Origin of the sequence: Streptomyces gottesmaniae (genome assembly GCF_031845845.1) — a bacterium.
In the GTDB taxonomy this organism is placed as follows: Bacteria; Actinomycetota; Actinomycetes; order Streptomycetales; family Streptomycetaceae; genus Streptomyces; species Streptomyces akebiae.
Genome location: NZ_JAVRFJ010000049.1, coordinates 49,127 through 74,696 on the forward strand (window position 1 = coordinate 49,127; position 25,570 = coordinate 74,696).

The window sequence follows — 25,570 nt, forward strand, 5'->3', positions numbered from 1 at the left end:
ATGCCGGTGCGGATGGTGCGGGTGCCGCGCAGAGTGCTGGTACATGGGGTACACCGCTCGACGGTGATCGGTTCCCACGTGTGTCTCCGCGTCCGTCCCATGTGTCATGTGCGGTGCCGTCACAGCCGCTTGACCCCCTTGATGCGTCCCGCCCTGGCCATCCGTGAGCGCGCGGCCTTGATGCGGAGTCCGCCGCGCTGGCTGCCGATGCGCAGGCCGGTGCCGGAGGAGAGCCAGCCGGAGGAGACGTCGGACGCCTTGGCTGCGCTGCCCGTATCGGCGAGCGGGTCGTTCTCGGCACGCCGGGCGAGCGCCATGACGCCGGGCACGACGAAGGGCGCGAGCAGCAGGTCGTACAGGGCGGCCGTGAACAGCAGGCTGGACAGGCCGACGTGGCGAGCCGCGTCGTCGCCGACGAGGGCGCCGACACCGGCGTACAGCAGGGTCGCGCCGAGCGCGGCGACGACGACCACGGCCATGGGCCCGGTCGCCGACTTCAGGCGGCCCGTCTCGGGCTTCGCCAGCCCGGCGAGGTAGCCGATGACGCAGAGGACCAGGGCGTACCGTCCGGCGGCGTGGTCGGCGGGTGGGGCGAGGTCGGACAGCAGCCCGGCGCCGAAGCCGATGAGGGCGCCGCCGACATGGCCGTAGACCAGGGCGAGGCCGAGCACGGTGAGGAGCACCAGGTCCGGTACGGCGCCCGGGAGATGGAGTCTGGCGAGAACGCTCACCTGGATCACCAGGGCGACGATCACCAGGGTGGTGGAGAGCAGCATCCGGTTGAAGCGCATCAGGGGGTCAGCTCCTACTGTCCTACGTCTACTGCTCTTGCGGCTGTCCGTCGGTGCCGTCGCCGGGTTCGCCCGCGCCCGGTGTGACCGTGACCGTCACGGTGGGCGTGGGGGTGGCCTTCGGCTTGGTCGGCAGGACGGTGTCGCGCGGGTCCTTGCGGGGCGGCTGGACGACGACGCCGACGATGTCCAACTGGGTGAAGGCCACGAACGGCTTGACGTAGATCGTGCGGGTGAGGTCGCCGCCGGAGGGGTCGACGCGGGAGACGACACCGACCGGGACGCCCGGGACGAAGGGCTTGTCGGCCTGGGAGCCGAAGGTGACGAGGCGGTCGCCCTCCTTCACCTTGGCCTTGCCGTTGAGCAGTTCGACGCGCAGGGGCCGGTCGCCCTGGCCGGAGGCGAAGCCGAGTTCGTCGGTGGCCTCCATCCGGGTGCCGACGGTGAAGTCTGGGTCGTTGGCGAGGAGGACGGTCGCGGTGTTCGGTCCGACGGTGGTGACGCGGCCGACCAGCCCGTTGCCGTTGAGGACGGTCATGTCGCGGGTGATGCCGTCGTTGGTGCCGATGTCGATGGTGACGGTCCAGGAGAAGCCCTGGGCCGCTCCTATGGCGATGACCTCGGCGCCCTTGATGCCGTACCGGCCGTTCGCGGCGGTCTTCAGCATCCTGTCGAGCTGTTCGACCCTGCTGCCGTTGCGGTCGTCGCTGCCGAGGGCCGCCTTCAGTTCGGCGTTCTCCTTCTCCAGCGCGGCGAGGCGGTCGTGGCGGGAGCCGGAGTCACGGACGGCGCTTATGGCGTTGCCGATGGGGTCGACGGCGGTCGACACACCGTCCTCGATCGGGCCGAAGACGGTGGCGGCGGCACGTCGGGCACCGTCGACCGGTGAGTCCTCTCCGCCGCGGATGTCCACCGTGATCAGCGCGAACGCGACGGCGATCAGCAGCACCAGGAGCAGCCGGCTCTCTCGTGTGTCCCTCACGTGCGGCGGCCGTGCCTTCCTCATAGGAATTCGACAGGAATTGGGGAATTCGGGTAGCCCCTGGGAATCCCGATACGGGAACGACAGGGGCGCTTTGTGGGAGCTTATGCCTCAATATCAACGATCCGCCGCACGAGAGGAGAACGTCCCGTACGGCGGAATCGAAGGGTGAAGTCATCTGCGGGGCTGCGCGTCGAGCACCTGCTGCAACGCCTCGAACTCCTCGACGCACTTGCCGGAGCCGAGCGCCACGCTGTCGAGCGGGTCCTCGGCGATATGGATCGGCATTCCGGTCTCCCGGCGCAGCCGCTCGTCGAGACCGCGCAGCAGGGCGCCGCCGCCGGTGAGGACGATGCCCCGGTCCATGATGTCGCCGGAGAGTTCCGGGGGGCACTTGTCGAGGGTCGTCTTGACGGCATCGACGATGGCGTTGACGGGTTCCTCGATGGCCTTCCGCACTTCCCCGGCGGAGATGACGACGGTCTTGGGCAGCCCGGACACCAGGTCCCGGCCGCGGATTTCGGTGTGCTCGTCAGCGTCGAGGTCGTACGCCGAACCGATCGTGATCTTGATCTGTTCGGCCGTCCGCTCACCGAGGAGGAGCGAGTACTCCTTCTTGATGTGCTGGATGATCGCGTTGTCCAACTCGTCGCCCGCGACGCGGATGGACTGGGCGGTGACGATGCCGCCGAGGGAGATGACCGCGACCTCCGTGGTGCCGCCGCCGATGTCCACCACCATGTTGCCCGTGGCCTCGTGGACCGGCAGGCCGGAGCCGATGGCCGCGGCCATGGGCTCCTCGATGATGTGCACCTGGCGGGCGCCCGCCTGGGAGGACGCCTCGATGACGGCGCGACGCTCGACACCGGTGATGCCGGACGGCACGCAGACGACGACCCGAGGACGGGCGAGATACCGCCGCTTGTGGATCTTCAGGATGAAGTAGCGGAGCATCCGCTCGGTGATCTCGAAGTCGGCGATGACACCGTCCTTCAGCGGACGTACGGCAACGATGTTGCCGGGGGTCCGCCCGATCATCTTCTTCGCTTCCGCGCCGACCGCGAGAATGCCACCGGTGTTGGTGTTGATCGCGACGACGGACGGCTCGTTCAGTACGATCCCGCGACCCCTGACGTACACCAGCGTGTTGGCGGTCCCGAGGTCGACAGCCATGTCACGGCCGATGAACGACATTGAGTTCCCCATCAGGATTCGTGTGGCCTTCCCAAGCGGAGCACTGACGGCTTTTGAGGGCTTTTCAGGGCTTTCCGGGTCGGCGAAGTGGGTGCTGTGACGTGAAGGCTTACATCGTAGTCTCGCCCGCACGAACACTGCGCGAGGGTCTTCGCCATTGTGGGCATGCGATGCGCCGCCTCGCCTCTGGAGACGGTCCACCGGGGGTGCACGTTCCCCCGATCGCCGCGCATATGCCGTTGTACGGCCGGATTTTCGGCGGGTTGGCTGGTCAGCCGGGGTGTAGGCCGTGTGGGTGGTGGCCGGGTGTTCCAGAAGTGCCCCGGGAGTTCCAGAGGTTGCTCCGGGTGTTCCCGAGGATGTTCCGCGTGTTCCAGAAGTGTTCGGACGGCGGGAGCGAGCGGACTCGCCGGCCCCCGCCGTCGCGAACGCTACTACGCGCGCCCGGGGAAGAAGATCTTGACCTCGCGCTCGGCCGACTCCTCGGAGTCCGAGGCGTGGATGAGGTTCTCACGCACGATCACGCCGTAGTCGCCACGGATGGAGCCGGGCGCGGCGGCGATCGGGTCGGTCGGGCCCGCCAGCGCGCGCACACCCTCGATGACGCGGTCGCCCTCGACGATCAGCGCGACGACCGGACCGGAGGCCATGAACGCCACGAGCGGCTCGTAGAACGGCTTGCCCTTGTGCTCGCCGTAGTGCTGCTCCAGCGTGTCCTGGTCCAGGGTCCGCAGCTCCAGCGCGGTGATCTGCCAGCCGGCCTTCCGCTCGATACGGCTGATGATCTCGCCGGTCAGGCCCCGCCGTACGGCGTCGGGCTTGAGCAGGACGAGGGTGCGCTGGCTCACTGTGGTGACTCCTTCGTTTCACACGGGTGCGGAGCTCAGAGGCTACAGGGCGAGTCCGGCACCGTATTACGCAGCGTCAGGATGCGCCCGCCTCTGCCGAGGCCTGGGCGGCGAACCGGGCCTTGGCCTCGTCGATCTTCCGTCCGTAGTGGATCGAGGCCCACCACAGGGCGGCGAAGATCGCGCCCAGGAAGAACATCGTCGGAACGAAGAACCCGGAGAGGATCAGCGCGATCTGGAGCGCCCAGCCGAGCTGGATCCCACCGGGCCTGGTGGCCAGACCGCACAGCAGGACGCAGAGGAACATGGCGATGCCGCTGACCGTCCAGACCGTGGTCATGGTCATATCCGGGTCCTTCATGGCGACCAGCCCGGCGAAGCCGATCACGAAGAACTCGCCGATCAGTGTCGAAGCACAGAGAGTACGCATGTCGTGGAACTCAGCCCTTCCCCAGCAGCAGCCGGGCCTCGCCGACGGTGATGACGGAACCGGTGACGAGAACGCCGGCGCCCGCGAACTCGCCCCCCTCCTCGGCGAGCGTGATCGCCGCCTCCAGGGCGTCGGGCAGCCGTGGCTCGACCTGCACCCGCTCCTCGCCGAAGACCTCCACCGCGATGCCGGCCAGTTCGTCGGCGTCCATCGCCCGGTGGCTGGAGTTCTGGGTGATCACGACCTCGGCGAAGATCGGCTCGAAGGCCTCCAGGAGACCCCGTACGTTCTTGTCGCCGCTCGCCCCGACCACACCGATCAGCCGGCTGAAGTCGAACGCCTCACCGACGGCCTCGGCCGTGGCCCGGGCGCCCGCCGGATTGTGCGCGGCGTCCAGGACGACGGTCGGGGACCGCCGTACGACCTCCAGCCGGCCCGGCGAGGAGACGGCCGCGAAGGCCTTGCGGACGGTCTCGATGTCGAGCGGCTCGGGCCGCTGCGAACCGACGCCGAAGAACGCCTCCACGGCGGCGAGCGCGACGGCCGCGTTGTGCGCCTGGTACGGGCCGTGCAGCGGGAGGTAGACCTCGGGGTACTCGCCGCCCAGGCCACGCAGGGTGAGCATCTGTCCGCCGACGGCGACCTGCCGCGAGACGACACCGAACTCCAGACCCTCGCGGGCCACGGTCGCGTCGACCTCCACGGCCTTCTTCAGCAGCACCTGCGCCGCGTCCACCGGCTGCTGCGCCAGGATCACCGTCGCGTCCTGCTTGACGATCCCGGCCTTCTCGACGGCGATCTCGGCGGGCGTCGTCCCGAGCCGGTCGGTGTGGTCGAGGTCGATGGGGGTGACGACGGCGACGTCCCCGTCGATGACGTTGGTGGCGTCCCAGGAGCCGCCCATGCCGACCTCGACGACCGCCACGTCCACGGGCGCGTCCGCGAAGGCGGCGTACGCCATGCCGGTGAGCACCTCGAAGAAGGAGAGCCGGTACTCCTGGGCCGCGTCCACCATCTCGATGTACGGCTTGATGTCCTCGTACGTCTCGATGAACCGCTCGGCCGAGATGGGGGCGCCGTCGAGACTGATGCGCTCGGTGATCGACTGGACGTGCGGGGATGTGTACCGGCCGGTGCGCAGTTCGAAGGCGCCGAGGAGGGCCTCGATCATGCGGGCGGTGGAGGTCTTGCCGTTGGTGCCGGTGATGTGGAGGGAGGGGTACGAGCGCTGGGGCTCGCCCAGGACGTCCATCAGTGCGGCGATCCTCGTCACCGACGGCTCCAGCTTGGTCTCGCCCCAGCGGGTCGCGAGGTCGGCCTCGACCTCGCGCAGGGCCTTGTCGACGGCCGGGTCGGCGGGCCTGGTCGGCACGTCGGACTGCGGTGCGCCGCCCTGGGCACGCAGGGTACGGCTGCCGGCCTCGATCACCGCGAGGTCCGGATCCCGGTCGGTCTCCGCGGCGATGATCTCCTCGAACGGGTCGCTCGGGTCGGGCTGCTGCTCACTGCGTTCGCTCACGGGGTCAGTCTACGGGTGGGTCTTCGCCGAGCCTGGGCGCCTCATGGCTGCGGGATGCGGGTCGTGCGGCGGCTGCGGGTGGGGCATGCTCGGCCGCGGGCAGTCGTGCCGCTGGGCCGGCCACGGGTGGGCGGGCGGTGCCTCCTGAGCGCCGACTCGCGCGGTCCCCCAGCGTGCGAAGGCCCCCGGTGCCTGAGGAGCACCGGGGGCCTACGCCTGTCTACGATCGGTTACGCCTTCGGCAGCCGGTCCAGCTGTGCGGCGATGCGGGCGATGTCCTCGTCCGCCTTGGCGAGGCGGCCCCGGATCTTGTCGACGACCTGGTCCGGCGCCTTCGCGAGGAACGCCTCGTTGCCGAGCTTGGCCGTGGCCTGGGCCTTCTCCTTCTCGGCCACCGCGAGGTCCTTCGCGAGACGCTTGCGCTCGGCGGCGACGTCGATGACACCGGAGAGGTCGAGGGCGACCTCGGCGCCCGCCACCGGCAGGGTCGCGGTGGCCGCGAAGCCCTCGCCCTCCGGCTGGAGGCGCAGGAGCTGACGGATCGCGGCCTCGTGCGGGGCCAGCGCCGTACCGTCGAGCGTCAGCCGGGCCGGGACGCGCTGGCCGGGCTGGAGACCCTGGTCGGCGCGGAACCGGCGGACCTCGGTGACGACCTGCTGGACCAGCTCGATCTCGCGCTCGGCGGCGTCGTCACGGAACCCACTGTCCTTCGGCCAGTCGGCGATGACGAGGGACTCACCGCCGGTCAGCGTCGTCCACAGGGTGTCGGTGACGAACGGGATGACCGGGTGGAGGAGGCGCAGGGTGACGTCCAGGACCTCGCCCAGGACGCGCTTGCTGACCTCGGCCGGCTCGCCGCCCGCCATGAACGTCGTCTTGGACAGCTCGACGTACCAGTCGAAGACCTCGTCCCACGCGAAGTGGTACAGCGCCTCGCTGAGCTTCGCGAACTGGAAGTCCTCGTAGTAGGCGTCGACCTGCTCGACCGTCTCATTGAGGCGGGCGAGGATCCAGCGGTCGGTCGCCGAGAGCTTCGACGCCTCCGGCAGGGGGCCCTCGACGGTCGCGCCGTTCATCAGCGCGAAGCGCGTCGCGTTCCAGATCTTGTTGGCGAAGTTGCGGGACGCCTGGACCCAGTCCTCGCCGATCGGGACGTCGGTGCCCGGGTTGGCGCCGCGCGCGAGGGTGAAGCGGAGCGCGTCGGAGCCGTACTTGTCCATCCAGTCGAGCGGGTCGACGACGTTGCCGAAGGACTTCGACATCTTCTTGCCGCGCTCGTCGCGGACCAGCCCGGTCAGCGCGATGGTCTTGAACGGGACCTCGCCGTCCATCGCGTACAGGCCGAACATCATCATCCGGGCGACCCAGAAGAAGATGATGTCGTGGCCGGTGAGCAGGACGTCGGTGGAGTAGAACTTCCGCAGGTCCTCGGTCTGTTCGGGCCAGCCGAGCGTGGAGAACGGCCACAGGCCGGAGGAGAACCAGGTGTCCAGGACGTCGGTGTCCTGGGTCCAGCCCTCGCCGGTGGGCGGCTCCTCGTCGGGGCCGACGCAGACCGTTTCGCCGTTCGGGCCGTACCAGACGGGGATCCGGTGGCCCCACCAGAGCTGGCGCGAGATGCACCAGTCGAACATGTTGTCCACCCAGTCGAAGTAGCGCTTCGACATGTCCTCGGGGTGGATCTTGACGCGGCCGTCGCGGACCGCGTCACCGGCCGCCTTGGCCAGGGGCGCGACCTTGACCCACCACTGCATGGACAGGCGCGGCTCGACGGTGGTCTTGCAGCGCGAGCAGTGGCCGACGGAGTGGACGTACGGACGCTTCTCGGCGACGATCCGGCCCTGCGAGCGCAGCGCGCCGACGACGGCCGAGCGGGCCTCGAAGCGGTCCTGGCCGAGGAACGGGCCGTGGACGGTGATGACGCCGTGCTCGTCCATGATCGTCAGGGACGGCAGGTCGTGGCGCAGGCCGATCGCGAAGTCGTTCGGGTCGTGCGCCGGGGTCACCTTGACCGCGCCCGTGCCGAACTCGGGGTCGACGTGGGCGTCCGCGACGACCGGGATGGAGCGGTCGGTCAACGGCAGCTTGATCTGCCTGCCGATCAGGTGGCGGTACCGCTCGTCGTCCGGGTGGACGGCGACGGCGGTGTCACCGAGCATCGTCTCCGCGCGGGTGGTGGCGACGACGAGGCTGTCCTCCCCCTCGCCGTAGCGGATGGAGACCAGCTCGCCGGCGTCCTCCTGGTGCTCGACCTCGATGTCCGAGATCGCGGTGAGACAGCGGGGACACCAGTTGATGATGCGCTCGGCGCGGTAGATCAGCTCGTCGTCGTAGAGCCGCTTGAAGATGGTCTGGACGGCCTTGGACAGGCCCTCGTCCATGGTGAACCGCTCACGGTCCCAGGCGACTCCGTCCCCGAGCCGACGCATCTGGCCGAGGATCTTGCCGCCGTACTCCTCCTTCCACTGCCAGACGCGCTCGACGAACTCCTCGCGCCCCAAGTCGTGGCGGGACTTGCCCTCTTCGGCGAGCTGCTGCTCGACCTTGTTCTGGGTGGCGATGCCGGCGTGGTCCATGCCGGGGAGCCACAGGGACTCGTAACCCTGCATGCGCTTACGGCGCGTGAGGGCGTCCATGAGGGTGTGCTGGAAGGCGTGCCCGAGGTGCAGGCTGCCGGTGACGTTCGGCGGTGGGATGACGATGGTGTACGCGGGCTTGTCGCTCTTGGCGTCGGCCGTGAAGTAACCGCGCTCTACCCAGCGCTCGTACAGCGTCCCCTCTACATCGGCCGGCGTGTACTGGGTCGGCAGATCGGTGGCGGGCGCTGGAGGCTGCTGCTGAGCGTTCTCGGTCACCCGCCCAGTTTAGGGGTGTCACGGGGTGGTCCCGAAACCGGATTCTTCCGTAACGGTGTGACCCCCGGTGCGTGGGACCCCTCGTGTTTGCGCCAGGATGTCAGGAACACATAAGCATCTGGAGGGGAACCCAGAACATGAGTCACAACCAGCCGGGCCCGTACGGCGGGCAGCCCCAGCAGCCCGGACCGTACGGTCAGCCGGGCCCCTACGGCCAGCAGCCGCCGCAGGCCGCCCCCCAGCCCGGCTACGGCTACCCGCAGCAGGCGCCGCCGCAGCAGCCCGGTTACGGCTACCCCCAGCAGGCTCCCCAGGGCGTTCCGCCCCAGACCCCGCCGTACGGCCAGCAGCAGGCCCCGTACGGCCAGCAGCCCTACCCGACGGTGCCCCAGCCGCCGGTGCCCTCCGGCGGTGGCGGCAAGAAGGTCGGCATCATCCTGGGCGCGGTCGCGGTGGTGGCGGCGGTCGCGGTGGGCGCGTACTTCGTCCTCGGCGGCGGTGGCGGCGCGGACATCGCGGACGACGGGCCGCACAAGCTGACGACGCCGGCGACGGTACTCGGTGAGTACAAGAAGGGGGACAGCGGCGGCGACAGCGGCGCCATGTCCGAGGACGATCTGAAGGACGCCGAGAACTGGGGCGTCAAGAACCCCAAGGACGTCAGCGCCGGTTACCAGTCGGGCGATGAGAGCAACCCGCTCGCTGGGAAGATGCTCTCGTTCGGTGGCGTCTACGGCGAGATCGAGGACCCGGAGGCGGCGGTCGACGGATTCTTCGCCTTCATGAAGAAGGACGCCCAGAAGGAGGAGGAGGAAGTCACCTTCGTCGGCGACCCGAAGGAGTACACGCCCGAGGCCCTCGACGGTGCCGTCCTGAAGTGCCAGGAGGTCCAGATGGACAACTCCGGCAGCACTTCGGCGACCGAGCCGAAGAAGGTGAACATGACCTACTGCGTGTGGGGCGACTACAGCACCCTCGGCTTCGTCCTGCCGATGGAGTTCGCCGACATCGCCGCGGGCAAAAGCACCGATCCCGAGGACGCGGCCGACATCACGGCCAAGCTCCGCAACGAAGTTCGCGTCAAGATCTGATCAACCTCGAAGGGGCCCCGGTCTGTTGACCGGGGCCCCTTTCGATGTCGGCGTGTCGTCGGCGGCTTACGCCGTCTTCTGCTCCCCCGGCCCCCGCCCCCGCGCGTCCCGCGGGATCAGGGTCGGGTTCACGTTGGAGTGGACGACGTCCGCGGTGATGACGACTCGGGCCACGTCCTTGCGGGACGGGACCTCGTACATCACGGACATCAGGACTTCCTCCATGATGGCGCGCAGGCCACGGGCGCCGGTCTGGCGGAGGATGGCCTGGTCGGCGATGGCCTCCAGCGCCTCGCGCTCGAAGTCCAGCTCCACGCCGTCGAGTTCGAAGAGACGCTGGTACTGCTTCACCAGCGCGTTGCGGGGCTCGACGAGGATCTGGAGCAGGGCCTCGCGGTCCAGGTTGTGGACCGAGGTGATGACTGGGAGGCGGCCGATGAACTCCGGGATCATGCCGAACTTGACCAGGTCCTCCGGCATGACGTCCTCGAACTGGTCCTTGGACTCCAGCTCGCGCTTGGAGCGGATCGTCGCGCCGAAGCCGATGCCCTTGGCGCCGGCCCGCGACTCGATGATCTTCTCCAGGCCCGCGAAGGCACCGCCCACGATGAACAGGACGTTCGTCGTGTCGATCTGGATGAACTCCTGGTGCGGGTGCTTGCGACCGCCCTGGGGCGGGACCGACGCCGTGGTGCCTTCCAGGATCTTCAGCAGCGCCTGCTGGACGCCCTCACCCGATACGTCGCGGGTGATGGACGGATTTTCGCTCTTTCGGGCCACCTTGTCGATCTCGTCGATGTAGATGATCCCGGTCTCGGCCTTCTTGACGTCGTAGTCGGCCGCCTGGATGAGCTTCAGCAGGATGTTCTCGACGTCCTCGCCGACGTACCCCGCCTCCGTCAGCGCGGTCGCGTCCGCGATCGCGAACGGGACGTTCAGCATGCGCGCGAGGGTCTGGGCGAGGAGGGTCTTGCCGGAGCCCGTGGGGCCCAGCAGAAGGATGTTGGACTTCGCCAACTCGATGGCGTCCTCGCGGCTTTGACCGCCGCCGTTCTCACCGGCCTGGACCCGCTTGTAGTGGTTGTAGACAGCTACGGAGAGCGCCTTCTTGGCCGGCTCCTGACCGACTACGTATCCCTCCAGGAACTCGTAGATCTCGCGGGGCTTCGGGAGCTCCTCCCAGCGAACCTCGCTGGTCTCGGCGAGCTCCTCCTCGATGATCTCGTTGCAGAGGTCGATGCACTCGTCGCAGATGTACACACCGGGCCCTGCGATGAGCTTCTTGACCTGCTTCTGGCTCTTGCCGCAGAACGAGCACTTGAGCAGATCGCCGCCGTCACCGATGCGTGCCACGGTGTGCTTCCCCTTCGCCTGGGAGTCGCCTGGACGATTGCAATCCAGCGGCTCCTGGTGCTGCCTTATGTCGACGGTACCTTGCCGGGCCCCCCGTTCGGGCCCCCCTTGGCACGGTTCGCTTTGACGTGCACCTTGTCGTGCACTGGGTCGAACGGTGCCAACCATGCCAAGGGGCGGCAGACATTACAGCCTTTCCGCGGTCAGCGGACGCTGTCGTTGTTCATCTTCCGCGTGGAGATGATCTGGTCGATCAGGCCGTACGACAGCGCGTCCTCGGCCGTGAGGATCTTGTCGCGCTCGATGTCCTCGCGGATCTTCTCGATCGGCGTGGTCGAGTGCCTGGCCAGCATGTCCTCCAGCTGGGCCCGCATGCGGAGGATCTCGTTGGCGGCGATCTCCAGGTCGGAGACCTGGCCACGGCCCGTCTCGCTGTACGGCTGGTGGATCAGGACGCGGGCGTTCGGCAGCGCCATGCGCTTGCCCGGCGTACCGGCGGCCAGCAGGATCGCGGCGGCGGAGGCCGCCTGCCCCATGCAGACCGTCTGGATGTCGGGCTTCACGAACTGCATCGTGTCGTAGATCGCGGTGAGCGCCGTGAAGGAGCCGCCGGGGCTGTTGATGTAGACCGAGATGTCCCGGTCGGGGTCCATCGACTCCAGGCACAGCAGCTGCGCCATGACGTCGTTGGCGGAGGCGTCGTCGATCTGCACGCCGAGGAAGATCACCCGCTCCTCGAAGAGCTTCGCGTACGGGTCGTACTCACGGATGCCCTGCGAGGTGCGCTCGACGAAGCGGGGGATGACGTAACGGGACTCGGCCGTCGGACCCGAGTACTGGGAGCGTGCGCTGTCGTGGAGGCCGCTGCCGGGGAAGTCGTTCACTTGTGTCTCCTGGGAGCCTGAAAGGGGCTGAGGCGGTCGGCTGGGGGCGTTTGCGGGGTGGGCGTGCCGGCGGCTGCCGTCACGCCTGCCCGGCCCCGGTGCCGCCGCCGCCCGGCATGCCCGCGGCGGTGGCGATGACGTCGTCGATGAGCCCGTAGTCCTTGGCCTCGAAGGCGTCGAACCAGCGGTCGCGGTCCGAGTCACGGGTGATCTGCTCGACCGACTGACCCGTGTGCTGGGAGGTGAGCTCGGCCATGCGCTTCTTGGTGTGCAGCAGCCGCTCGGCGTGGATCTTGATGTCCGAGGCGGAGCCGGCCAGGCCGGCGGAGGGCTGGTGGATCAGGATCTCGGCGTTCGGCAGCGCGAAGCGCTTGCCCGGGGTGCCCGCGCTGAGCAGGAACTGCCCCATCGAGGCCGCGAGACCCATGGCGATGGTCACCACGTCGTTCTTGATGTACTGCATGGTGTCGTAGATCGCCATACCGGCCGTGATGGAACCGCCCGGGCTGTTGATGTAGAGGTAGATGTCCTTGTCCGGGTCGGCGGCAAGGAGCAGCAGCTGTGCAGTGATCTTGTTCGCGATGTCGTCGTCGACCGGCTGGCCGAGGAAGATGATCCGCTCGTTGAGCAGCCGGTTGTAGACATGGTCGCCGAGGCCACCGCCGATGGAAGGCTCGCCGGCGGCGGAGGGCATCAGATTCGTCACGTATCCACCTGCTCGTCTTACGACGGCGCCGGGCCGTCTTCACGTTTCCCTTCCGGGGGCCGAGCCGTGTCGCCGATGGCTCCGCCCTCGTATTCATGGACCCTAACGCGGTGGCTCCGCCGGTGAATCCCGCAGAGGGAACTGTTCGCTGTCAGCGCATGTACCCGGCCGGGCAAGGCGGGGAATGCCCGGTCTCCACCGGCACGCCGAAGGGACGCTGCTCGCGCGGTTCCCCGCGCCCTTCGGGGAAGCGGACGGGCCCCCGGGGGACAAGATCCCCGGGGGCCCGTCACGGCGTCACGAACGGAGCGGTCAGGCCTCGGGGGCCTTCTCCTCGGCCTCAGCGGCGGCGGGGGCCTCCTCGGCGGCCTCGGTGGTCTCCTCGTCCTCGTCGTCGTCCAGGTCGACGATCTCGCCGTTCGTGTCCTTCACGGTGGAGGACTCGACGACCAGGGCCAGGGCCTTGCCGCGGGCGACCTCGCCGACCAGGAGCTGGACCTGGTTGTTCTGGACGACGGCCTGGGCGAACTGGTCCGGGGACATGCCGGAGGAGGCCGCGCGGCGCATGAGGTGCTCGGTGAGCTCCTCCTGGTTGACGTTCAGCTTCTCCTTGGCGACCAGCTCGTCGAGGACGAACTGGGTCTTGATGCCCTTGACGGCCGCTTCCTTGGTCTCGGCGTCGAACTCCTCGACCGTCTTGCCCTGGATCTCGAGGTACTTCTCGAGGTCGAGACCCATCTGGCCGAGCTGGTGGTGCTCCAGGTTGTGCTTGCGGGTGTTGATCTCGTCCTCGAGCAGCTTCTCGGGGACGGGCACCTCGACGAGCTCCAGCAGCTTCTCCAGGACGCGTTCCTGGGCCTGCGTGGCCTGGTCGTACTGCTTCATGTTCTCCAGGCGCTTGCGGCTGTCGGCGCGCAGCTCCTCGAGGGTGTCGAACTCGGAGGCGAGCTGGGCGAACTCGTCGTCCAGGGCCGGGAGTTCACGGGCGGCGACCTGGGAGACCTTGACGGTGACCTCGGCCTCCTTGCCGGCCGCCGAGCCACCCTTGAGCTCGGAGGTGAAGGTGGCCTCGCCACCGGCCTCCAGGCCCTTGACGGCGTCGTCGATGCCGTCCAGCAGCTCGCCGGAGCCGATGGTGTAGGAGACGCCCTCGGCGACTCCGTCCTCCAGGATCTCTCCGTCGACCTTGGCCTCCAGGTCGAGCGTCACGACGTCGCCGTCCTCGGCGGCACGCTCGACCGGGGAGGTGGAGGCGAAGCGCTCGCGGAGCTGCTCGACCGCCTTCTCGATGTCCTCCTCGGTGACCTCGACGGCGTCGACCTCGACCTCGATGCCGGAGTAGTCCGGGATCTCGATGGTCGGGCGGACGTCGACCTCGGCGGTGAAGTTCAGCGTCTCGCCGTCCTTCAGCTCCGTGATGTCGACCTCGGGCTGGCCCAGGACGTTGAGCTCGGCCTCGTTGACCGCGTCGGTGTAGAACTTCGGAAGCGCGTCGTTGACCGCCTCCTCCAGGACCGCACCGCGGCCGAACCGCTGGTCGATGACGCGGGCGGGGATCTTGCCCTTGCGGAAGCCCTTCACCGTGACCTGCTGGTTGATCTTCTTGTACGCCGCGTCGAGGCTGTCCTTGAGCTCCTCGAAGGGCACCTCGATGCTGAGCCGAACCCGGGTCGGGTTCAGGGTCTCCACGGCGCTCTTCACGGTTCGGTCTCCTTGGGGGCTGACTTCTTGGGGTTCTGCTATGTCCCCCACCGGTACGGCGGGGCTTCAGCGGATTCGCGGCCCTTGAGAGACGTGAGAGTGCAGACACACGGGCGCGCAGCTTGCATAGTAACCGCAGGCGGTACACGCCCCAAAAGGCGATCTTGCCGGTGGCGGGTGACGCCGTACCGGCGCGGTGGTCGGGGTGGCGGGATTTGAACCCACGGCCTTCCGCTCCCAAAGCGGACGCGCTACCAAGCTGCGCCACACCCCGTCTGGTGCGACACGTAGGGTACATGCCCGCAGGCCATACGGTTGCCGGATTTACCGAGTGCGCGGGCGCGCGCGACGGCTGCTTCCGGGGCGCGCCCCGGAAGGGGTGTGCGGCGAAGGCGCCCGACCCGCTACGATGCCTTCTGTGCCGCGGTCCTCCGACCTGCGGCGCGTGCCGTGCGGGCGTAGCTCAATGGTAGAGCCCTAGTCTTCCAAACTAGCTACGCGGGTTCGATTCCCGTCGCCCGCTCTGAATGAGTCAGGGCCAGGTCAGAGGATCTTTCCTCCGCCTGGCCCTGATCTTTTCCGGGGGTCCCGATCAGCTCGCCGTGTCCCCCACGTGCCCCTTGGGCTTTCGATCTTGCTTTTTCTTTGCCTTGCGGGACTTCTCGCGCGCCTCACTGACGTCTGCCGTCGCCCCAGGCAGAGCCGAGCAGTGATAGGTGGGGGCGCGCCCCGGGGGCGGAGGGGTGGCCACGGCCCGGATTCGAACCGGGGTTTCCGCATCGGGCGAACCCGCGTACGACGTCTCGGGCCGCTAAAACGACTCATGGCCATGCGGATCGTACTGGCTCAGAGACTGGCAAGCCCACCTCTGTTTTGGGGATGACGCCTCAGGTCGAGCCCATCTCCGCGCTTGGATCACTGCGCCTCTGACCTCGAATGAGGCCAAATCGCGACCTACCGGGATCCTGTCGGATTCGCCCACACTCAAACACATGGGGGCGATTCGGGATCGTGACCAGTCGGCATGCCATCGCTGCGGGGAGACCAACCACACCGTGCGCGAGCGCGGACGGTTCGGCCTCATGGCGAGCTACTGCGATAAGTGCTGGAACACCTGCGCCAACGAGATGGCCGAAGCCGACGGAGCCACAGCCGCGCCCAGACCGGACCACGACCCTGACGACGTGACTTGGATCGAGCCGCCGGTTTGCCCTGAATGCGGCGCCTTGATTCGCATATACCCCACCAACTACGACCGATGGGTCAGCCTCGCCACAGTGGAGTTGCCCGCCAAAGACGTCCCAGAAGCCTTCCGGTGGCGCCTGACCAAGCTTCCGACCCCCTCCACCCCTACGGATCTCGTGGCCGTACGGGTCCGTGGAATCGATCCGCTGCCGAGCGAACCCGTCGTGCCGGCCCACCGCATGATGTGCGTTCCCGAGTGGGGCAAGCCGTAGATCGCGGCGGCGAGCACCGAGTGCGGTCCGTGTCTCCGCGTGCCCGGTCAGGCGGCGACCGGCGGCCAGGAGCGGGGAAAAGCGGGGAGCGAACCAAGAACCGGCACGTCAGCGAGTCGCCAGGTCAGGCCCGGTCCGCATACGCGATCTTCCAAACTAGCTACGCGGGTTCGTTTCCCGTCGCCCGCCCTCATGGCCTCCGGCCCGGTTTCGAGGTGCTCCTCGAAACCGGGCCGGAGGTCTTTCGTCGTCTCGGGGTGGTGGCCGGCGATTCGCTTCCTCACCCTGCGTGCTCGGGTGGTCACTAGAACTGGATCGAATTGATCGTGTCCGCTATCGAGTTCAGGAAGCGTTGGATGTCGTCGGCCATGCCCGTCGAGGCGAGGAAGAAGCCGAAGAGGATGGCGACGACGGCCGGGCCGGCCTTGATCGTCCCTCCTCGCATCAGAACCACCAGGATGATCCCCAGCAAGAGGACCACTGACAGCGAAATGGCCACACAGATCACACCCTCGGTCGGTCCGCACTCCCGGCCCGGGGCGCCGACCCCACGCGCACCCCGCCAGAACCATCGTGCCACCAACCAGCCCGTCATATGCAGCGGCTGAGACAACGTCGGCCACGGCACCGCACCCGCGCCACCCCCGCCCCCGGTCAACAGGAGGGCTTCGGAAGTGAATTCGTGGTGATCGTTTCCGTACACACACAACCTGGGCGCAGGGAATTCGAATTGTTGCCACAGACACACCAAGGGGCATACCCAGGACGGTAATTAACCGGACATTTCACCGGAATCGCCTGCGCACGTTATGCACCATTTAGTCGGGATGAATGCGGACAGACCGATGCATGCCATGCGCCTTGAGGTGTACGGACAGTGATGTTCTGCGGGATGCACACTTCACCGAATCCTGGGTACCCGTGAGTGACACGTACCCCTCAATACAGGATTCACGTCGGTAGTTTTACGGAATCGCACAGACAACGCTAGGGTGCCTCAGATGTTCACCGCTGCCTCGTCCCCCCCTTGCGCAGCGAGTGCTCGGACCGTCCCCCGGGGTCCCCGGTGGGAGGGTCTGTGACGAACTCGCTGCGACCGCACGACCGGTCCAGGACGCCGCTCCCGCCGGCACAGCCACCACAGTCGCCGGCCGACGGAGTGCCGAGTCCGCGCTCGCTGAAGCCCTCGTCCCCTCACCCGACGCCGAGTGGCGCCTCCCCGGAGGCCAGACCGACCAAACAACGTGACGCGTTCTTCGACAACGCCAAGTACCTCGCCATCGTGCTCGTCGCGATGGGGCACGCGTGGGAGCCGCTGACCGACCACAGCCGCGCCGCCGAGGCGCTGTACATGTTCGTGTACACCTTCCACATGCCGGCGTTCATCATCATCTCCGGCTACTTCTCGCGCAGTTTCGACATGCGCGCCGACCGGCTCCGTCGGCTGATCACCGGCATCGCCGTGCCGTACGTCCTCTTCGAGATCGCGTACTCCGTCTTCAAGCGGTACGGCAACGACGATCCCTCGCACCCGATCAGCCTGCTCGACCCGTGGTACCTCACCTGGTTCCTGATCGCGCTGTTCGTGTGGCGGCTGACGACCCCGCTGTGGAAGGTCGTGCGCTGGCCGATCCCGGTGGCGCTCGGCATCGCGGCGCTCGCCTCCGTCTCGCCCGACATCGGCGACGACCTGGACCTGCAACGCGTCCTGCAGTTCCTGCCGTTCTTCGTCGTCGGCCTCTTCATGAAGCCCGCGCACTTCCAGTTCATGCGGCGTCGTGAGGTGCGGATGCTCTCCGTGCCGGTCGCGGCCGCCGCGCTGGCGATGGCGTACTGGGTGGGGCCGCACATGAACTCGGCGTGGTTCTACCACCGTGACAGCGCGCAGGAGCTGGGGGCGCCGTGGTGGGCCGGGGTCGTCATGACCCTCGCGCTCTTCGGCTGCTCCATGGTGCTCACCACCTGCTTCTTCGCCTGGGTGCCCCGGCGGAAGATGTGGTTCACCGTCCTGGGCGCGGGCACGCTGTACGGCTACCTGCTGCACGGGTTCCTCGCGAAGGGCTCGCGTTTCTGGGACTGGTACGACGCCAACGCCTGGGTGTACCAGCCGCTCGGCGAGCTCCTCGTCACGGTCTTCGCGGCGGCCGTCATCACCGTGTTGTGCACCCCGCCGGTGCAGCGGATGTTCCGGTTCGCCATGGAGCCCAAGATGGAGTGGGCGTTCAAGCGGGACGCCGCCGAACTGGCCCGGGAGCGGGGGAAGGTCGGCTCCAAGGCCTAGCCTCGCGGGGCGTGGGCCGTTTCACCACTGCCTCGCCGGATGCGTCACATCGCCTCCTCGGTCGCCGGTTCGTCCGGCAGACCGAGGAGGTTTCGCATGTGGGCGTACTTGGCGGTCAGGCGGGTGCGGGTGGCGGTGTCCAGGGCGGCCAGGCGGGCGGGGTTCGCGTTGTGCGCCAGGTCGGACTGTTTGACCAGGAGGGCGCCGGGGGTGGCGAGGATGCGGGCGGCGTAGTCCTCCGGGGGTTCGCCGGGGTGTTTGGTGAGGGCCAGGACGATGGCCTTCGTGCGGGCGGTCAGGGGGGCCTGGGACAGCCATTCCTCGGTGAGGGCGTCGTCCTCCAGGGCGTCGTGCAGCCAGGCCGCGGCGATCTGGTCGGGGTCGCCGCCGCGGGTGGCTACGCCGTGGGCGACCGCTTGGAGGTGTTCGGTGTAGGGGCGGCCGGCCTTGTCGGTCTGGCGGGCGTGGGCGGTGCGGGCGAGGGTCTCTACTTCGGGGAGCGTGAGGTGGGTTGGGGGCATCGGGGTCGGGCTCCTGTGGGTTTGTGGTTGCGGTACCGGTTGTCGCCCCCGCCTCCCCTACCCGTCACGTCCGCCAGGGGCTGTGCCCCTTCGACCCCCTTGGGCGTCTGCGGGATGGAGGAGCGCCGGAGGCGTTCACCTTGTTGCTGTGGGGCCTTCTCGGCAGATCAGCAGGAGGGCTCGGTCGTCGTTGACGTCCTTGGCGACCGCTTCGATCAGGTGCCAGGCGGCGCCGTGGAAGCCGCCGGCGACGTAGCGGTCGGCCTCGCCGGTGAGGCGGTCGATGCCTTCGACGATGTCGCGCTCGGAGGTCTCGACGAGGCCGTCGGTGAAGAGCATCAGGACGTCGCCGGGGCGCAGGGAGCCCTTGACCGGGTCGAACTGGGCGCCGTCGTAGACGCCGAGGAGGGGCCCCTCGGCGACCTTCTCCTCCCAGCGGCCGGTGCCCGCGCTGAGCTGGAGGCCCGGCGGGTGGCCGGCGGAGAAGAGTTCGTAGTCGCCGGAGTCGAGGTCGAGGACGAGGTGGATGGAGGTCGCGAAGCCCTCGTCCCAGTCCTGGCGCAGGAGGTAGCCGTTGGCCGCCGGGAGGAACGCGTGCGGTGGGAGCGATCCCAGCAGGCCGCCGAAGGCGCCGGAGAGGAGCAGGGCCCGGGAGCCCGCGTCCATGCCCTTGCCGGAGACGTCGGTGAGGACGACTTCGAGGGTGCGGCCGCCGTTCGTCCGGGCGGCCACGACGAAGTCGCCGGAGAACGACTGGCCGCCCGCCGGGCGCAGGGCCATCTCGCGGTGCCAACCGGTCGGCAGTTGCGGCAGCTTGCTCTGCACCCGGATGCGTTCGCGCAGGTCGAAGAGCATGGTGCCGCCGCGTCGCCAGGGGACGCCGACGCGGCTGCGGAACTGGGCGATGAGGAGGCCGAAGAAACCGCAGGCGGCGACCACCAGCACGGTGCCGGGCGTGACCCGGGCCGGACCGTCGGTGTAGGGGCCGAGCTTCACGGACTCCACGATCAACGCCGTCGCCGCGGCCGCGTAGAGGCCGAGGAGGCTGGCGGGCCGGAGCAGCAGACCGCCCGCGACGATGGGGAGGACCAGGACGGCGGGCGAGAACCAGACCTCGTTGATCATCGTGAAGCAGGCGATCAACGGGATCATCATCAGCAGACCGGCGAGGGCGATCCAGTCGGAGCCGTCCCCGCGGAAGTAGTCGACGGCGGATTTGCGCACGCCGGTGCGGGCCCGGTGAACCAGCTTCTTCATCCGGGCGGTGAGCGTATCGGCCGCCGCGCGCCGCTCTCGTCCTGCTGCCATTGTTCGGGACCTTATCCATCGGACCAGCCCCTGTGCACAGGAGGTCCTACTTGTCCCCCTTCCGAGGGCCGGTTCACGACGAATCTCACACAGATCTCACACCGGAACGCGGTACTTCGGCCCCCGTGCGCCCTCCGTGCGGCACCTGGGAAGGATCCCACGTCGAACGGCGACGCGCGGGGCAAATTCGTTCGCTCGTACCGGATCGCCCTGCTAGGCATGGCGTATGACCACTGAGCTGCGGGCGCTGCGCAAGGAAGACTGGAACGTCTGGTACGACAACCTCCTCCGCGCCTTCGGCGGAGCCGTCGAACCCGCCGAGGAACGGGAGTTGTGGAAGGCACTCACTCCGTACGACCGCTCGATCGGCGTGTGGGACGGCGACCGATGCGTGGGCACGGCCGGGGCGTTCGACTTCCGGCTCACGGTGCCCGGGGGCGCCGTCGTCCCGGCGGCGGGCGTGACGATGGTCGGCGTCGCGGCCACGCACCGGCGGCGCGGGGTGCTGACGTCCATGATGCGGCGCCAGTTGGACGACATCCGCTCCTGGGGCGAGCCGCTGGCCGTGCTGACCGCGTCCGAGCCGATGATCTACGGCCGCTTCGGGTACGGCCTGGCCACCCACCGTCTCGCCGCCGACTTCGACACCACCCGGGTACGGCTGTCCCTGCCGCCCGGCACGGACGACGTACGGCTGCGGTACGCGGACCCCGCCGAGGTGCTCGACGTGTGCGAGGCGGTGTACGCCCGCCGCGTGCCGGAGCGGCCGGGGATGCTGGAGCGGCGGCCCGGCTGGGAGCGGGTGGACCTGCTCGACACCGAGCGCCACCGGGACGGGGCCTCGCCGCTGCAGTGCGTGGTGGCCGAGCGGGCGGGTGCCGGCGGCGGTGCCGAGGTGGTGGGCTACGCCCGCTTCCGGATCAAACCCGACTGGGGGCAGGCCGGGCCGGAGGGGGTCGTCCAGTTGAGCTCGCTGGAGGCCGTGGACCCCGCCGCGCGGGCCGCGTTGTGGCGGTTCCTCTTCGACATCGACCTGACGCAGTGCGTGGTCGCCCACCGGCTGCCGGTGGACGAGCCGGTGCTGCACCTGGTGTCGGACATCCGCCGGTGCGGGCTGCGGGTGAAGGACGATCTGCATCTGCGGCTCGTCGAGGTCGGTGCCGCGCTGCGGGCGCGGACCTATCAGGCGCCGCTGAACGTGGTGTTCGAGGTCGAGGACGCCTTCTGTCCCTGGAACGAGGGGCGTTGGCGGCTCACCGGCGACACCAAGGGCGCGACCTGCGAACGGACCGCCGACGCCGCCGATCTCTCCCTCTGCGTACGGGAGTTGGGGGCGGCCTATCTGGGTGGCGTGAGCCTGACCTCCCTGGCCGCGGCCGGGCTGGTGCGGGAACTGCGGGAGGGAGCACTGGCCGAGGCGTCCACGGCCTTCCTGTCGTCGGGGCTCGCGCCCTGGCTGCCGCACGGGTTCTAGGACACCGCGGCAGCAGCGCGCGGATTCACCGCTGTTGGCAGGACGGGCACCAGAAGAGGTTGCGGGCGGCGAGATCGGCGGTGCGGATCTCGCCGCCACAGATGTGACAGGGCAGGGTCGCCCTGCGGTACACGTACACCTCACCGCCGTGGTCGTCGACGCGGGGCGGACGGCCCATCGCCTCCGGGAGGTGTTCGGGGCGGACCGTGTCGATGCGGTTGTGGCGTACGCCCTCACGCATCAGGGCGACGAGGTCGGCCCAGATCGCGTCCCACTCCGCCGGGGTGATGTCCTTGCCCGCGCGGTACGGGTCGATGCCGTGCCGGAAGAGGACCTCCGCGCGGTAGACGTTGCCGACGCCGGCGATCACCTTCTGGTCCATGAGGAGCGCGGCGATCGTCGTACGGCTGCGGGCGACACGGGCGTACGCGCGTGCCGGGTCGGCGTCGGGGCGGAGCGGGTCCGGGCCGAGGCGCGCGTGTACGGCCTGCTTCTCGGCGTCCGTGATCAGGGCGCAGGTCGTCGGGCCCCGGAGGTCCATGTACGCCGTGTCGTTGCGCAGCCGGAGGCGGACGGTGTCCGTGGGCGGGGGCGCGGGGGCGGGGCCGAAGGTGACCTTGCCGAAGAGGCCGAGGTGGATGTGGACGCGTTCCTCGGCGTCCGCGTCGCCGAAGTGCAGGAAGAGGTGTTTGCCGTGGGCCTCGGCGGTGTGGAGGGGGGTGCCGGTGAGGAGGGCGGCCGCGTCGGCGAACTTGCCCTGAGGGCTGGTGACGTGGACGTTCCGGCCGGTGCCGGTGCCGGTGCCGAAGTGGGTGAGGCAGTCTTCGGCGAGGCGGTGGATGGTGTGCCCCTCCGGCACGGGGTCCTCCGGGGTTGGGGGGTGGAAGGTGGGGGGTGTTTGGGGGTGCGTTGTCGGGTGCGGGTGCGTGGGGCTTCTCGCGCAGTTCCCCGCGCCCCTGAAGGCTCAGGCCCCTGCGGGCCTGAGAGCTCAGGCCCCTGCGGGTCTGGAGGCCACGGCCCTTCGGGGGCACGCCCCCACTGAGGCGCGGCAGACCACGAGCCCGGCGGGCCGAGCTCGTGGAGGGGCGCGGAAGGCTACGGCTGGGGGTGGTGTGCCGGGATCGGCGGCAGGTCGCCCGTCGTCTCGTAGGACGCCAGCATGTCGATACGGCGGATGTGGCGCTCGTCACCGGAGAACGGGGTGTTGAGGAAGGTCTCGACGAACTTGGTCGCGTCTTCCTGGGAGTGCATCCGGGCGCCGACCGCGACCACGTTCGCGTCGTTGTGCTCGCGGCCGAGCGCCGCGGTCTCGGCGCTCCACGCGAGCGCCGCGCGGACGCCGGCCACCTTGTTCGCGGCGATCTGCTCCCCGTTGCCCGAGCCGCCGATGACGATGCCGAGGGACCCGGGGTCCGCGGCCGTGCGCTCCGCCGCGCGGAGGCAGAACGGCGGGTAGTCGTCCTGGGCGTCGTAGATGTGGGGCCCGCAGTCGACGGGCTCGTGGCCGGCGGCCTTCAGCCACTCGACGAGGTGGTTCTTGAGTTCGTATCCGGCGTGATCCGAGCCGAGGTAGACGCGCATGGTCCGAGTGTGACACGCGCGTTTCGGCGCGGCACGACGGGGTGTGGGACGAGGAAACCGTGAGCCGAACCACAGAACCTCAAGTAAACCTCAAGTAACAATCTGGATTCAAAGGTTCAGGATTGCCTTCACCTCCGATTCACTGGACCGATCTTTACAGCGGCCCATCCGGCCCCCGGCTGTGCACTCTCGTCCCCCGCTCTGACGAGAGTCGATCGGGGAGTCCTTGGGCAGACGCACGAAAGTCCCCACAACGGCGCAAAGGAAACCTCCCCCCATGACCTCGCAGCCGACTCTGCCGAACCAGGCAGACGCCCAAGGCTCCTCCTCACCCCCCTCACCCGGTCTGCACGCCGGCCTCAAGAACCGTCATCTGTCGATGATCGCCATCGGTGGTGTGATCGGGGCCGGTCTCTTCGTCGGGTCGAGTTCCGGCATCGCCACGGCCGGTCCCGGCATCCTGCTGTCGTACGCGCTCGTCGGCACGATGGTGGTGCTGGTGATGCGGATGCTCGGCGAGATGTCCGCCGCCAACCCGACCTCGGGTTCGTTCTCCGCCCACGCCGACCGCGCGCTCGGGCGCTGGGCCGGCTTCTCGATCGGCTGGCTGTACTGGTTCTTCTGGGTCGTCGTGCTCGCGGTCGAGGCGACCGCGGGTGCGGTGATCCTGGAGGGCTGGATCCCCGCCGTCCCGCAGTGGGGCTGGGCGCTGATCGTGATGGTCGTGCTGACCGCCACGAACCTGGTGTCGGTCGGCTCCTACGGTGAGTTCGAGTTCTGGTTCGCCGGGATCAAGGTCGTCGCCATCGCCGCGTTCATCGTGGTGGGCGGGCTCGCGGTGTTCGGGATGCTGCCGGGGGCCGAGACGGAGAAGGCAGGGCTGGCCAATCTGACCGACCACGGCGGCTTCCTGCCCAACGGCGCGGGCGCCATCCTCATCGGTGTGCTGCTGGTCGTCTTCTCCTTCATGGGCAGCGAGATCGCCACGCTGGCCGCCGGGGAGACGGAGAACCCGCAGAAGGCGGTGACCAAGTCCACCAACAGCATCATCTGGCGGATCGGCGTCTTCTACCTCGGCTCGATCTTCGTCGTGGTGACACTGCTGCCGTGGAACGACCCGTCGATCAAGGAGAAGGGCTCCTACGTGGCCGCCCTGGACTCCCTGGGGATCGCGCACGCGGGGCAGATCATGAACTTCATCGTGCTGACCTCGGTGCTGTCCTGTCTCAACTCCGGTCTCTACACCGCGTCGCGGATGGCGTTCTCCCTGGGTGAGCGCGGTGACGCGCCGCGCGCGTTCGGCCGTACGAACGCCCGGGGTGTGCCGATGGCGGCCATCCTGTCGTCGGTGGTCTTCGGGTTCGTCGCGGTCATCTTCAACTACTTCTTCCCCGAGGGTGTCTTCCTCTTCCTGGTCAACTCCTCCGGTGCGGTCGCCCTGTTCGTGTGGCTCGTCATCTGCTTCTCCCAGCTGCGCATGCGGCGGATCATCGAGCGGGAGACGCCGGAGAAGCTCGTCGTGAAGATGTGGCTGTACCCGTATCTGACGTGGGCCACCATCGGGCTGATCCTCTTCGTCCTCGGCTACATGCTCACCGACACCGAGCACGGCAATCAGGAGATCCTGCTGCTGTCGCTGCTGGTCGCGGCGGTCGTCGTCGGCATCGCGCTCGTGAAGGAGAAGGTCCGGGGCGGGAAATCCGCCGCCGCCGAGGTGCCCGACAAGGTGCACTGACCTCTCCGAGGTCGGGGTCCGGTGGCGGTTCGCCCGCTGCCGGGCCCCCCCTTTTTTTGGTGCTCTCGGGGAACTACAAGGGGGTGAAGCTCTCCTCGACCTTCTCGTAGATCGGGAGGGCACGGTCTTCGATGTCGGGGTGGTACCAGGTGGTCAGCTGGTAGGACTTGCCGCCGGTGTTGAAGCCCAGGGAGCGGACGTGCCAGGGCAGTTCCTGGGCGGTGACGGTGTACTCCCACACGACGGCGGGCTCGCCGCGGAACTCCGTCTCCTCCAGACGGATCCGCTGGTATCCGGGTCCCTCTCCGGTGCTCTTCTCCTTCTTCCGCCACTGCTCCAGCAGGTCGCCGCGCGCGAGGGAGGCCTTGCCGACGATCTCCTGGCGGGCGTCCGGCGAGGTGTAGTGCACCTCCGCGCCGGCGTGCACCTCCCGGGAGAAGCCGTCGGGCGGGACCCAGGCGAAGACGCCGGCCTCCGTACGGGCGCCCGGCGGAAGCTTCGGTGGGCGGGAGGTGCCGGCGACGGTGGGCGTGGGAGACGGGCCGGCGGGCGAGGAGGTCGTCGACGACGCCTTGTCGTCCCTGTCGTCGGGCGAGCCGTTCATCGCCGGTACGACGACCGCGGCCACGGCGGCGATCACGGCCACGGCGGCGGCCGCGACGAGGCCGATACGGCGGTTGTTCCGCCGAGGGCGGCGTACGGCGCTCGGCGGATCGTCGGGTGGCTCCGTACACCTGGACGGCACGGGTGGGCCCGGGAGTTCGCCGGGCGGCATGGGGGCGGGCTCGGGGCTCAGCCCCGGGGTGGGCCTGGGCCGGGTCGGGAGGTCGCTGTCGGCGGAGTGCGCGGGGATCTCGGG

Annotated in this window: 22 protein-coding genes and 2 tRNA genes; 6 read left to right on the forward strand and 18 right to left on the reverse strand. The window is 68.8% G+C overall.

What is annotated here, in order from left to right; all coding sequences use genetic code 11:
- Window positions 1–119: 119 nt before the first annotated feature.
- From mreD to RM704_RS38780, 7 genes are all read right to left on the reverse strand, one after another.
- Entirely contained in the window at window positions 120–791 is a 672-nt protein-coding gene (gene mreD / locus RM704_RS38750) for a rod shape-determining protein MreD (RefSeq protein ID WP_033526467.1), read from the reverse strand.
- Window positions 792–819: 28 nt separating this feature from the next.
- Window positions 820–1,773: a rod shape-determining protein MreC gene (gene mreC / locus RM704_RS38755; RefSeq protein ID WP_033526466.1), complete on the reverse strand. Its 954-nt coding sequence runs from the start codon at window positions 1,771–1,773 to the stop codon at window positions 820–822.
- Window positions 1,774–1,947: 174 nt separating this feature from the next.
- A complete protein-coding gene (locus RM704_RS38760) occupies window positions 1,948–2,967 on the reverse strand; it encodes a rod shape-determining protein (protein ID WP_005479350.1) in 1,020 nt (339 codons plus the stop codon).
- A gap of 434 nt (window positions 2,968–3,401) precedes the next feature.
- Window positions 3,402–3,815 (reverse strand): nucleoside-diphosphate kinase, encoded by a 414-nt coding sequence (gene ndk / locus RM704_RS38765; RefSeq protein WP_033526465.1) that lies wholly within the window; start codon window positions 3,813–3,815, stop codon window positions 3,402–3,404.
- 76 nt (window positions 3,816–3,891) lie between these two features.
- Complete coding sequence (locus RM704_RS38770) at window positions 3,892–4,245, reverse strand: DUF4233 domain-containing protein (RefSeq protein ID WP_033526464.1); 354 nt, start codon at window positions 4,243–4,245, stop codon at window positions 3,892–3,894.
- A gap of 10 nt (window positions 4,246–4,255) precedes the next feature.
- Entirely contained in the window at window positions 4,256–5,764 is a 1,509-nt protein-coding gene (gene folC, locus RM704_RS38775; protein WP_033526463.1) for a bifunctional tetrahydrofolate synthase/dihydrofolate synthase, read from the reverse strand.
- A 230-nt stretch (window positions 5,765–5,994) separates the two neighbouring features.
- Window positions 5,995–8,619 carry a valine--tRNA ligase gene (locus tag RM704_RS38780; RefSeq protein ID WP_033526462.1) on the reverse strand — a complete coding sequence of 875 codons (2,625 nt, stop codon included), beginning with the start codon at window positions 8,617–8,619 and terminating at the stop codon, window positions 5,995–5,997.
- 137 nt (window positions 8,620–8,756) lie between these two features.
- Here RM704_RS38780 and RM704_RS38785 point away from each other — a divergent pair, with 137 nt between their 5' ends.
- Window positions 8,757–9,710: a hypothetical protein gene (locus RM704_RS38785; RefSeq protein ID WP_033526461.1), complete on the forward strand. Its 954-nt coding sequence runs from the start codon at window positions 8,757–8,759 to the stop codon at window positions 9,708–9,710.
- 66 nt (window positions 9,711–9,776) lie between these two features.
- Here RM704_RS38785 and clpX read toward each other — a convergent pair whose 3' ends face one another.
- From clpX to RM704_RS38810, 5 genes are all read right to left on the reverse strand, one after another.
- Window positions 9,777–11,063: an ATP-dependent Clp protease ATP-binding subunit ClpX gene (gene clpX / locus RM704_RS38790; protein ID WP_033526460.1), complete on the reverse strand. Its 1,287-nt coding sequence runs from the start codon at window positions 11,061–11,063 to the stop codon at window positions 9,777–9,779.
- A 203-nt stretch (window positions 11,064–11,266) separates the two neighbouring features.
- Window positions 11,267–11,947 carry an ATP-dependent Clp protease proteolytic subunit gene (locus RM704_RS38795; protein WP_033526459.1) on the reverse strand — a complete coding sequence of 227 codons (681 nt, stop codon included), beginning with the start codon at window positions 11,945–11,947 and terminating at the stop codon, window positions 11,267–11,269.
- Between the two features lie 79 nt (window positions 11,948–12,026).
- On the reverse strand, window positions 12,027–12,641 hold the full coding sequence (locus tag RM704_RS38800; protein WP_033526458.1) for an ATP-dependent Clp protease proteolytic subunit: 615 nt from the start codon (window positions 12,639–12,641) through the stop codon (window positions 12,027–12,029).
- Window positions 12,642–12,965: 324 nt separating this feature from the next.
- Window positions 12,966–14,354 carry a trigger factor gene (gene tig, locus RM704_RS38805; protein WP_033526457.1) on the reverse strand — a complete coding sequence of 463 codons (1,389 nt, stop codon included), beginning with the start codon at window positions 14,352–14,354 and terminating at the stop codon, window positions 12,966–12,968.
- Window positions 14,355–14,551: 197 nt separating this feature from the next.
- Window positions 14,552–14,628 (reverse strand) — tRNA-Pro (locus tag RM704_RS38810).
- Between the two features lie 178 nt (window positions 14,629–14,806).
- On the opposite strand from RM704_RS38810, the gene RM704_RS38815 reads away from it, so the two are divergent.
- Window positions 14,807–14,877, forward strand: a tRNA-Gly gene (locus RM704_RS38815).
- A 469-nt stretch (window positions 14,878–15,346) separates the two neighbouring features.
- On the forward strand, window positions 15,347–15,811 hold the full coding sequence (locus RM704_RS38820; protein WP_311592569.1) for a DUF6083 domain-containing protein: 465 nt from the start codon (window positions 15,347–15,349) through the stop codon (window positions 15,809–15,811).
- Between the two features lie 304 nt (window positions 15,812–16,115).
- On the opposite strand, the gene RM704_RS38825 is transcribed toward RM704_RS38820, so the two are convergent.
- Entirely contained in the window at window positions 16,116–16,310 is a 195-nt protein-coding gene (locus tag RM704_RS38825; protein WP_033526477.1) for a hypothetical protein, read from the reverse strand.
- A gap of 579 nt (window positions 16,311–16,889) precedes the next feature.
- Between RM704_RS38825 and RM704_RS38830 the strand changes: the two genes are divergently transcribed.
- Complete coding sequence (locus RM704_RS38830; protein ID WP_033526456.1) at window positions 16,890–18,092, forward strand: acyltransferase family protein; 1,203 nt, start codon at window positions 16,890–16,892, stop codon at window positions 18,090–18,092.
- A 44-nt stretch (window positions 18,093–18,136) separates the two neighbouring features.
- Here RM704_RS38830 and RM704_RS38835 read toward each other — a convergent pair whose 3' ends face one another.
- Complete coding sequence (locus RM704_RS38835; RefSeq protein ID WP_033526455.1) at window positions 18,137–18,613, reverse strand: HD domain-containing protein; 477 nt, start codon at window positions 18,611–18,613, stop codon at window positions 18,137–18,139.
- A 135-nt stretch (window positions 18,614–18,748) separates the two neighbouring features.
- Window positions 18,749–19,921 carry a PP2C family protein-serine/threonine phosphatase gene (locus RM704_RS38840; protein WP_033526454.1) on the reverse strand — a complete coding sequence of 391 codons (1,173 nt, stop codon included), beginning with the start codon at window positions 19,919–19,921 and terminating at the stop codon, window positions 18,749–18,751.
- 226 nt (window positions 19,922–20,147) lie between these two features.
- Between RM704_RS38840 and RM704_RS38845 the strand changes: the two genes are divergently transcribed.
- Window positions 20,148–21,395, forward strand: a complete 1,248-nt coding sequence (locus RM704_RS38845) for a GNAT family N-acetyltransferase (protein WP_033526453.1) — start codon at window positions 20,148–20,150, stop codon at window positions 21,393–21,395.
- 25 nt (window positions 21,396–21,420) lie between these two features.
- On the opposite strand, the gene RM704_RS38850 is transcribed toward RM704_RS38845, so the two are convergent.
- Together RM704_RS38850 and RM704_RS38855 are read right to left on the reverse strand one after the other, a co-directional pair.
- Window positions 21,421–22,254 carry an Fpg/Nei family DNA glycosylase gene (locus tag RM704_RS38850; protein ID WP_033526452.1) on the reverse strand — a complete coding sequence of 278 codons (834 nt, stop codon included), beginning with the start codon at window positions 22,252–22,254 and terminating at the stop codon, window positions 21,421–21,423.
- Between the two features lie 236 nt (window positions 22,255–22,490).
- Complete coding sequence (locus tag RM704_RS38855; RefSeq protein ID WP_033526451.1) at window positions 22,491–22,976, reverse strand: ribose-5-phosphate isomerase; 486 nt, start codon at window positions 22,974–22,976, stop codon at window positions 22,491–22,493.
- Between the two features lie 277 nt (window positions 22,977–23,253).
- Between RM704_RS38855 and RM704_RS38860 the strand changes: the two genes are divergently transcribed.
- The gene (locus tag RM704_RS38860; protein ID WP_033526450.1) at window positions 23,254–24,711 is read left to right on the forward strand and encodes an amino acid permease; all 1,458 of its coding nucleotides are present in this window, start codon (window positions 23,254–23,256) and stop codon (window positions 24,709–24,711) included.
- 73 nt (window positions 24,712–24,784) lie between these two features.
- Here the strand turns inward: RM704_RS38860 and RM704_RS38865 are convergent.
- A partial coding sequence (locus RM704_RS38865; RefSeq protein WP_498076443.1) for a serine/threonine kinase C-terminal domain-containing protein occupies window positions 24,785–25,570 on the reverse strand: 786 nt, incomplete at its 5' end.

Coding starts and splice junctions, on each gene's coding strand:
- RM704_RS38845 (WP_033526453.1), top strand. CDS start 20,148: ATGACCACTGAGCTGCGGGCGCTGCGCAAGGAAGACTGGAACGTCTGG.
- RM704_RS38785 (WP_033526461.1), top strand. CDS start 8,757: ATGAGTCACAACCAGCCGGGCCCGTACGGCGGGCAGCCCCAGCAGCCC.
- RM704_RS38835 (WP_033526455.1), bottom strand. CDS start 18,613: ATGCCCCCAACCCACCTCACGCTCCCCGAAGTAGAGACCCTCGCCCGC.
- RM704_RS38760 (WP_005479350.1), bottom strand. CDS start 2,967: ATGTCGTTCATCGGCCGTGACATGGCTGTCGACCTCGGGACCGCCAAC.
- RM704_RS38770 (WP_033526464.1), bottom strand. CDS start 4,245: ATGCGTACTCTCTGTGCTTCGACACTGATCGGCGAGTTCTTCGTGATC.
- RM704_RS38840 (WP_033526454.1), bottom strand. CDS start 19,921: ATGGCAGCAGGACGAGAGCGGCGCGCGGCGGCCGATACGCTCACCGCC.
- RM704_RS38820 (WP_311592569.1), top strand. CDS start 15,347: ATGGGGGCGATTCGGGATCGTGACCAGTCGGCATGCCATCGCTGCGGG.
- RM704_RS38855 (WP_033526451.1), bottom strand. CDS start 22,976: ATGCGCGTCTACCTCGGCTCGGATCACGCCGGATACGAACTCAAGAAC.
- RM704_RS38860 (WP_033526450.1), top strand. CDS start 23,254: ATGACCTCGCAGCCGACTCTGCCGAACCAGGCAGACGCCCAAGGCTCC.
- RM704_RS38800 (WP_033526458.1), bottom strand. CDS start 12,641: ATGCCCTCCGCCGCCGGCGAGCCTTCCATCGGCGGTGGCCTCGGCGAC.
- mreD (WP_033526467.1), bottom strand. CDS start 791: ATGCGCTTCAACCGGATGCTGCTCTCCACCACCCTGGTGATCGTCGCC.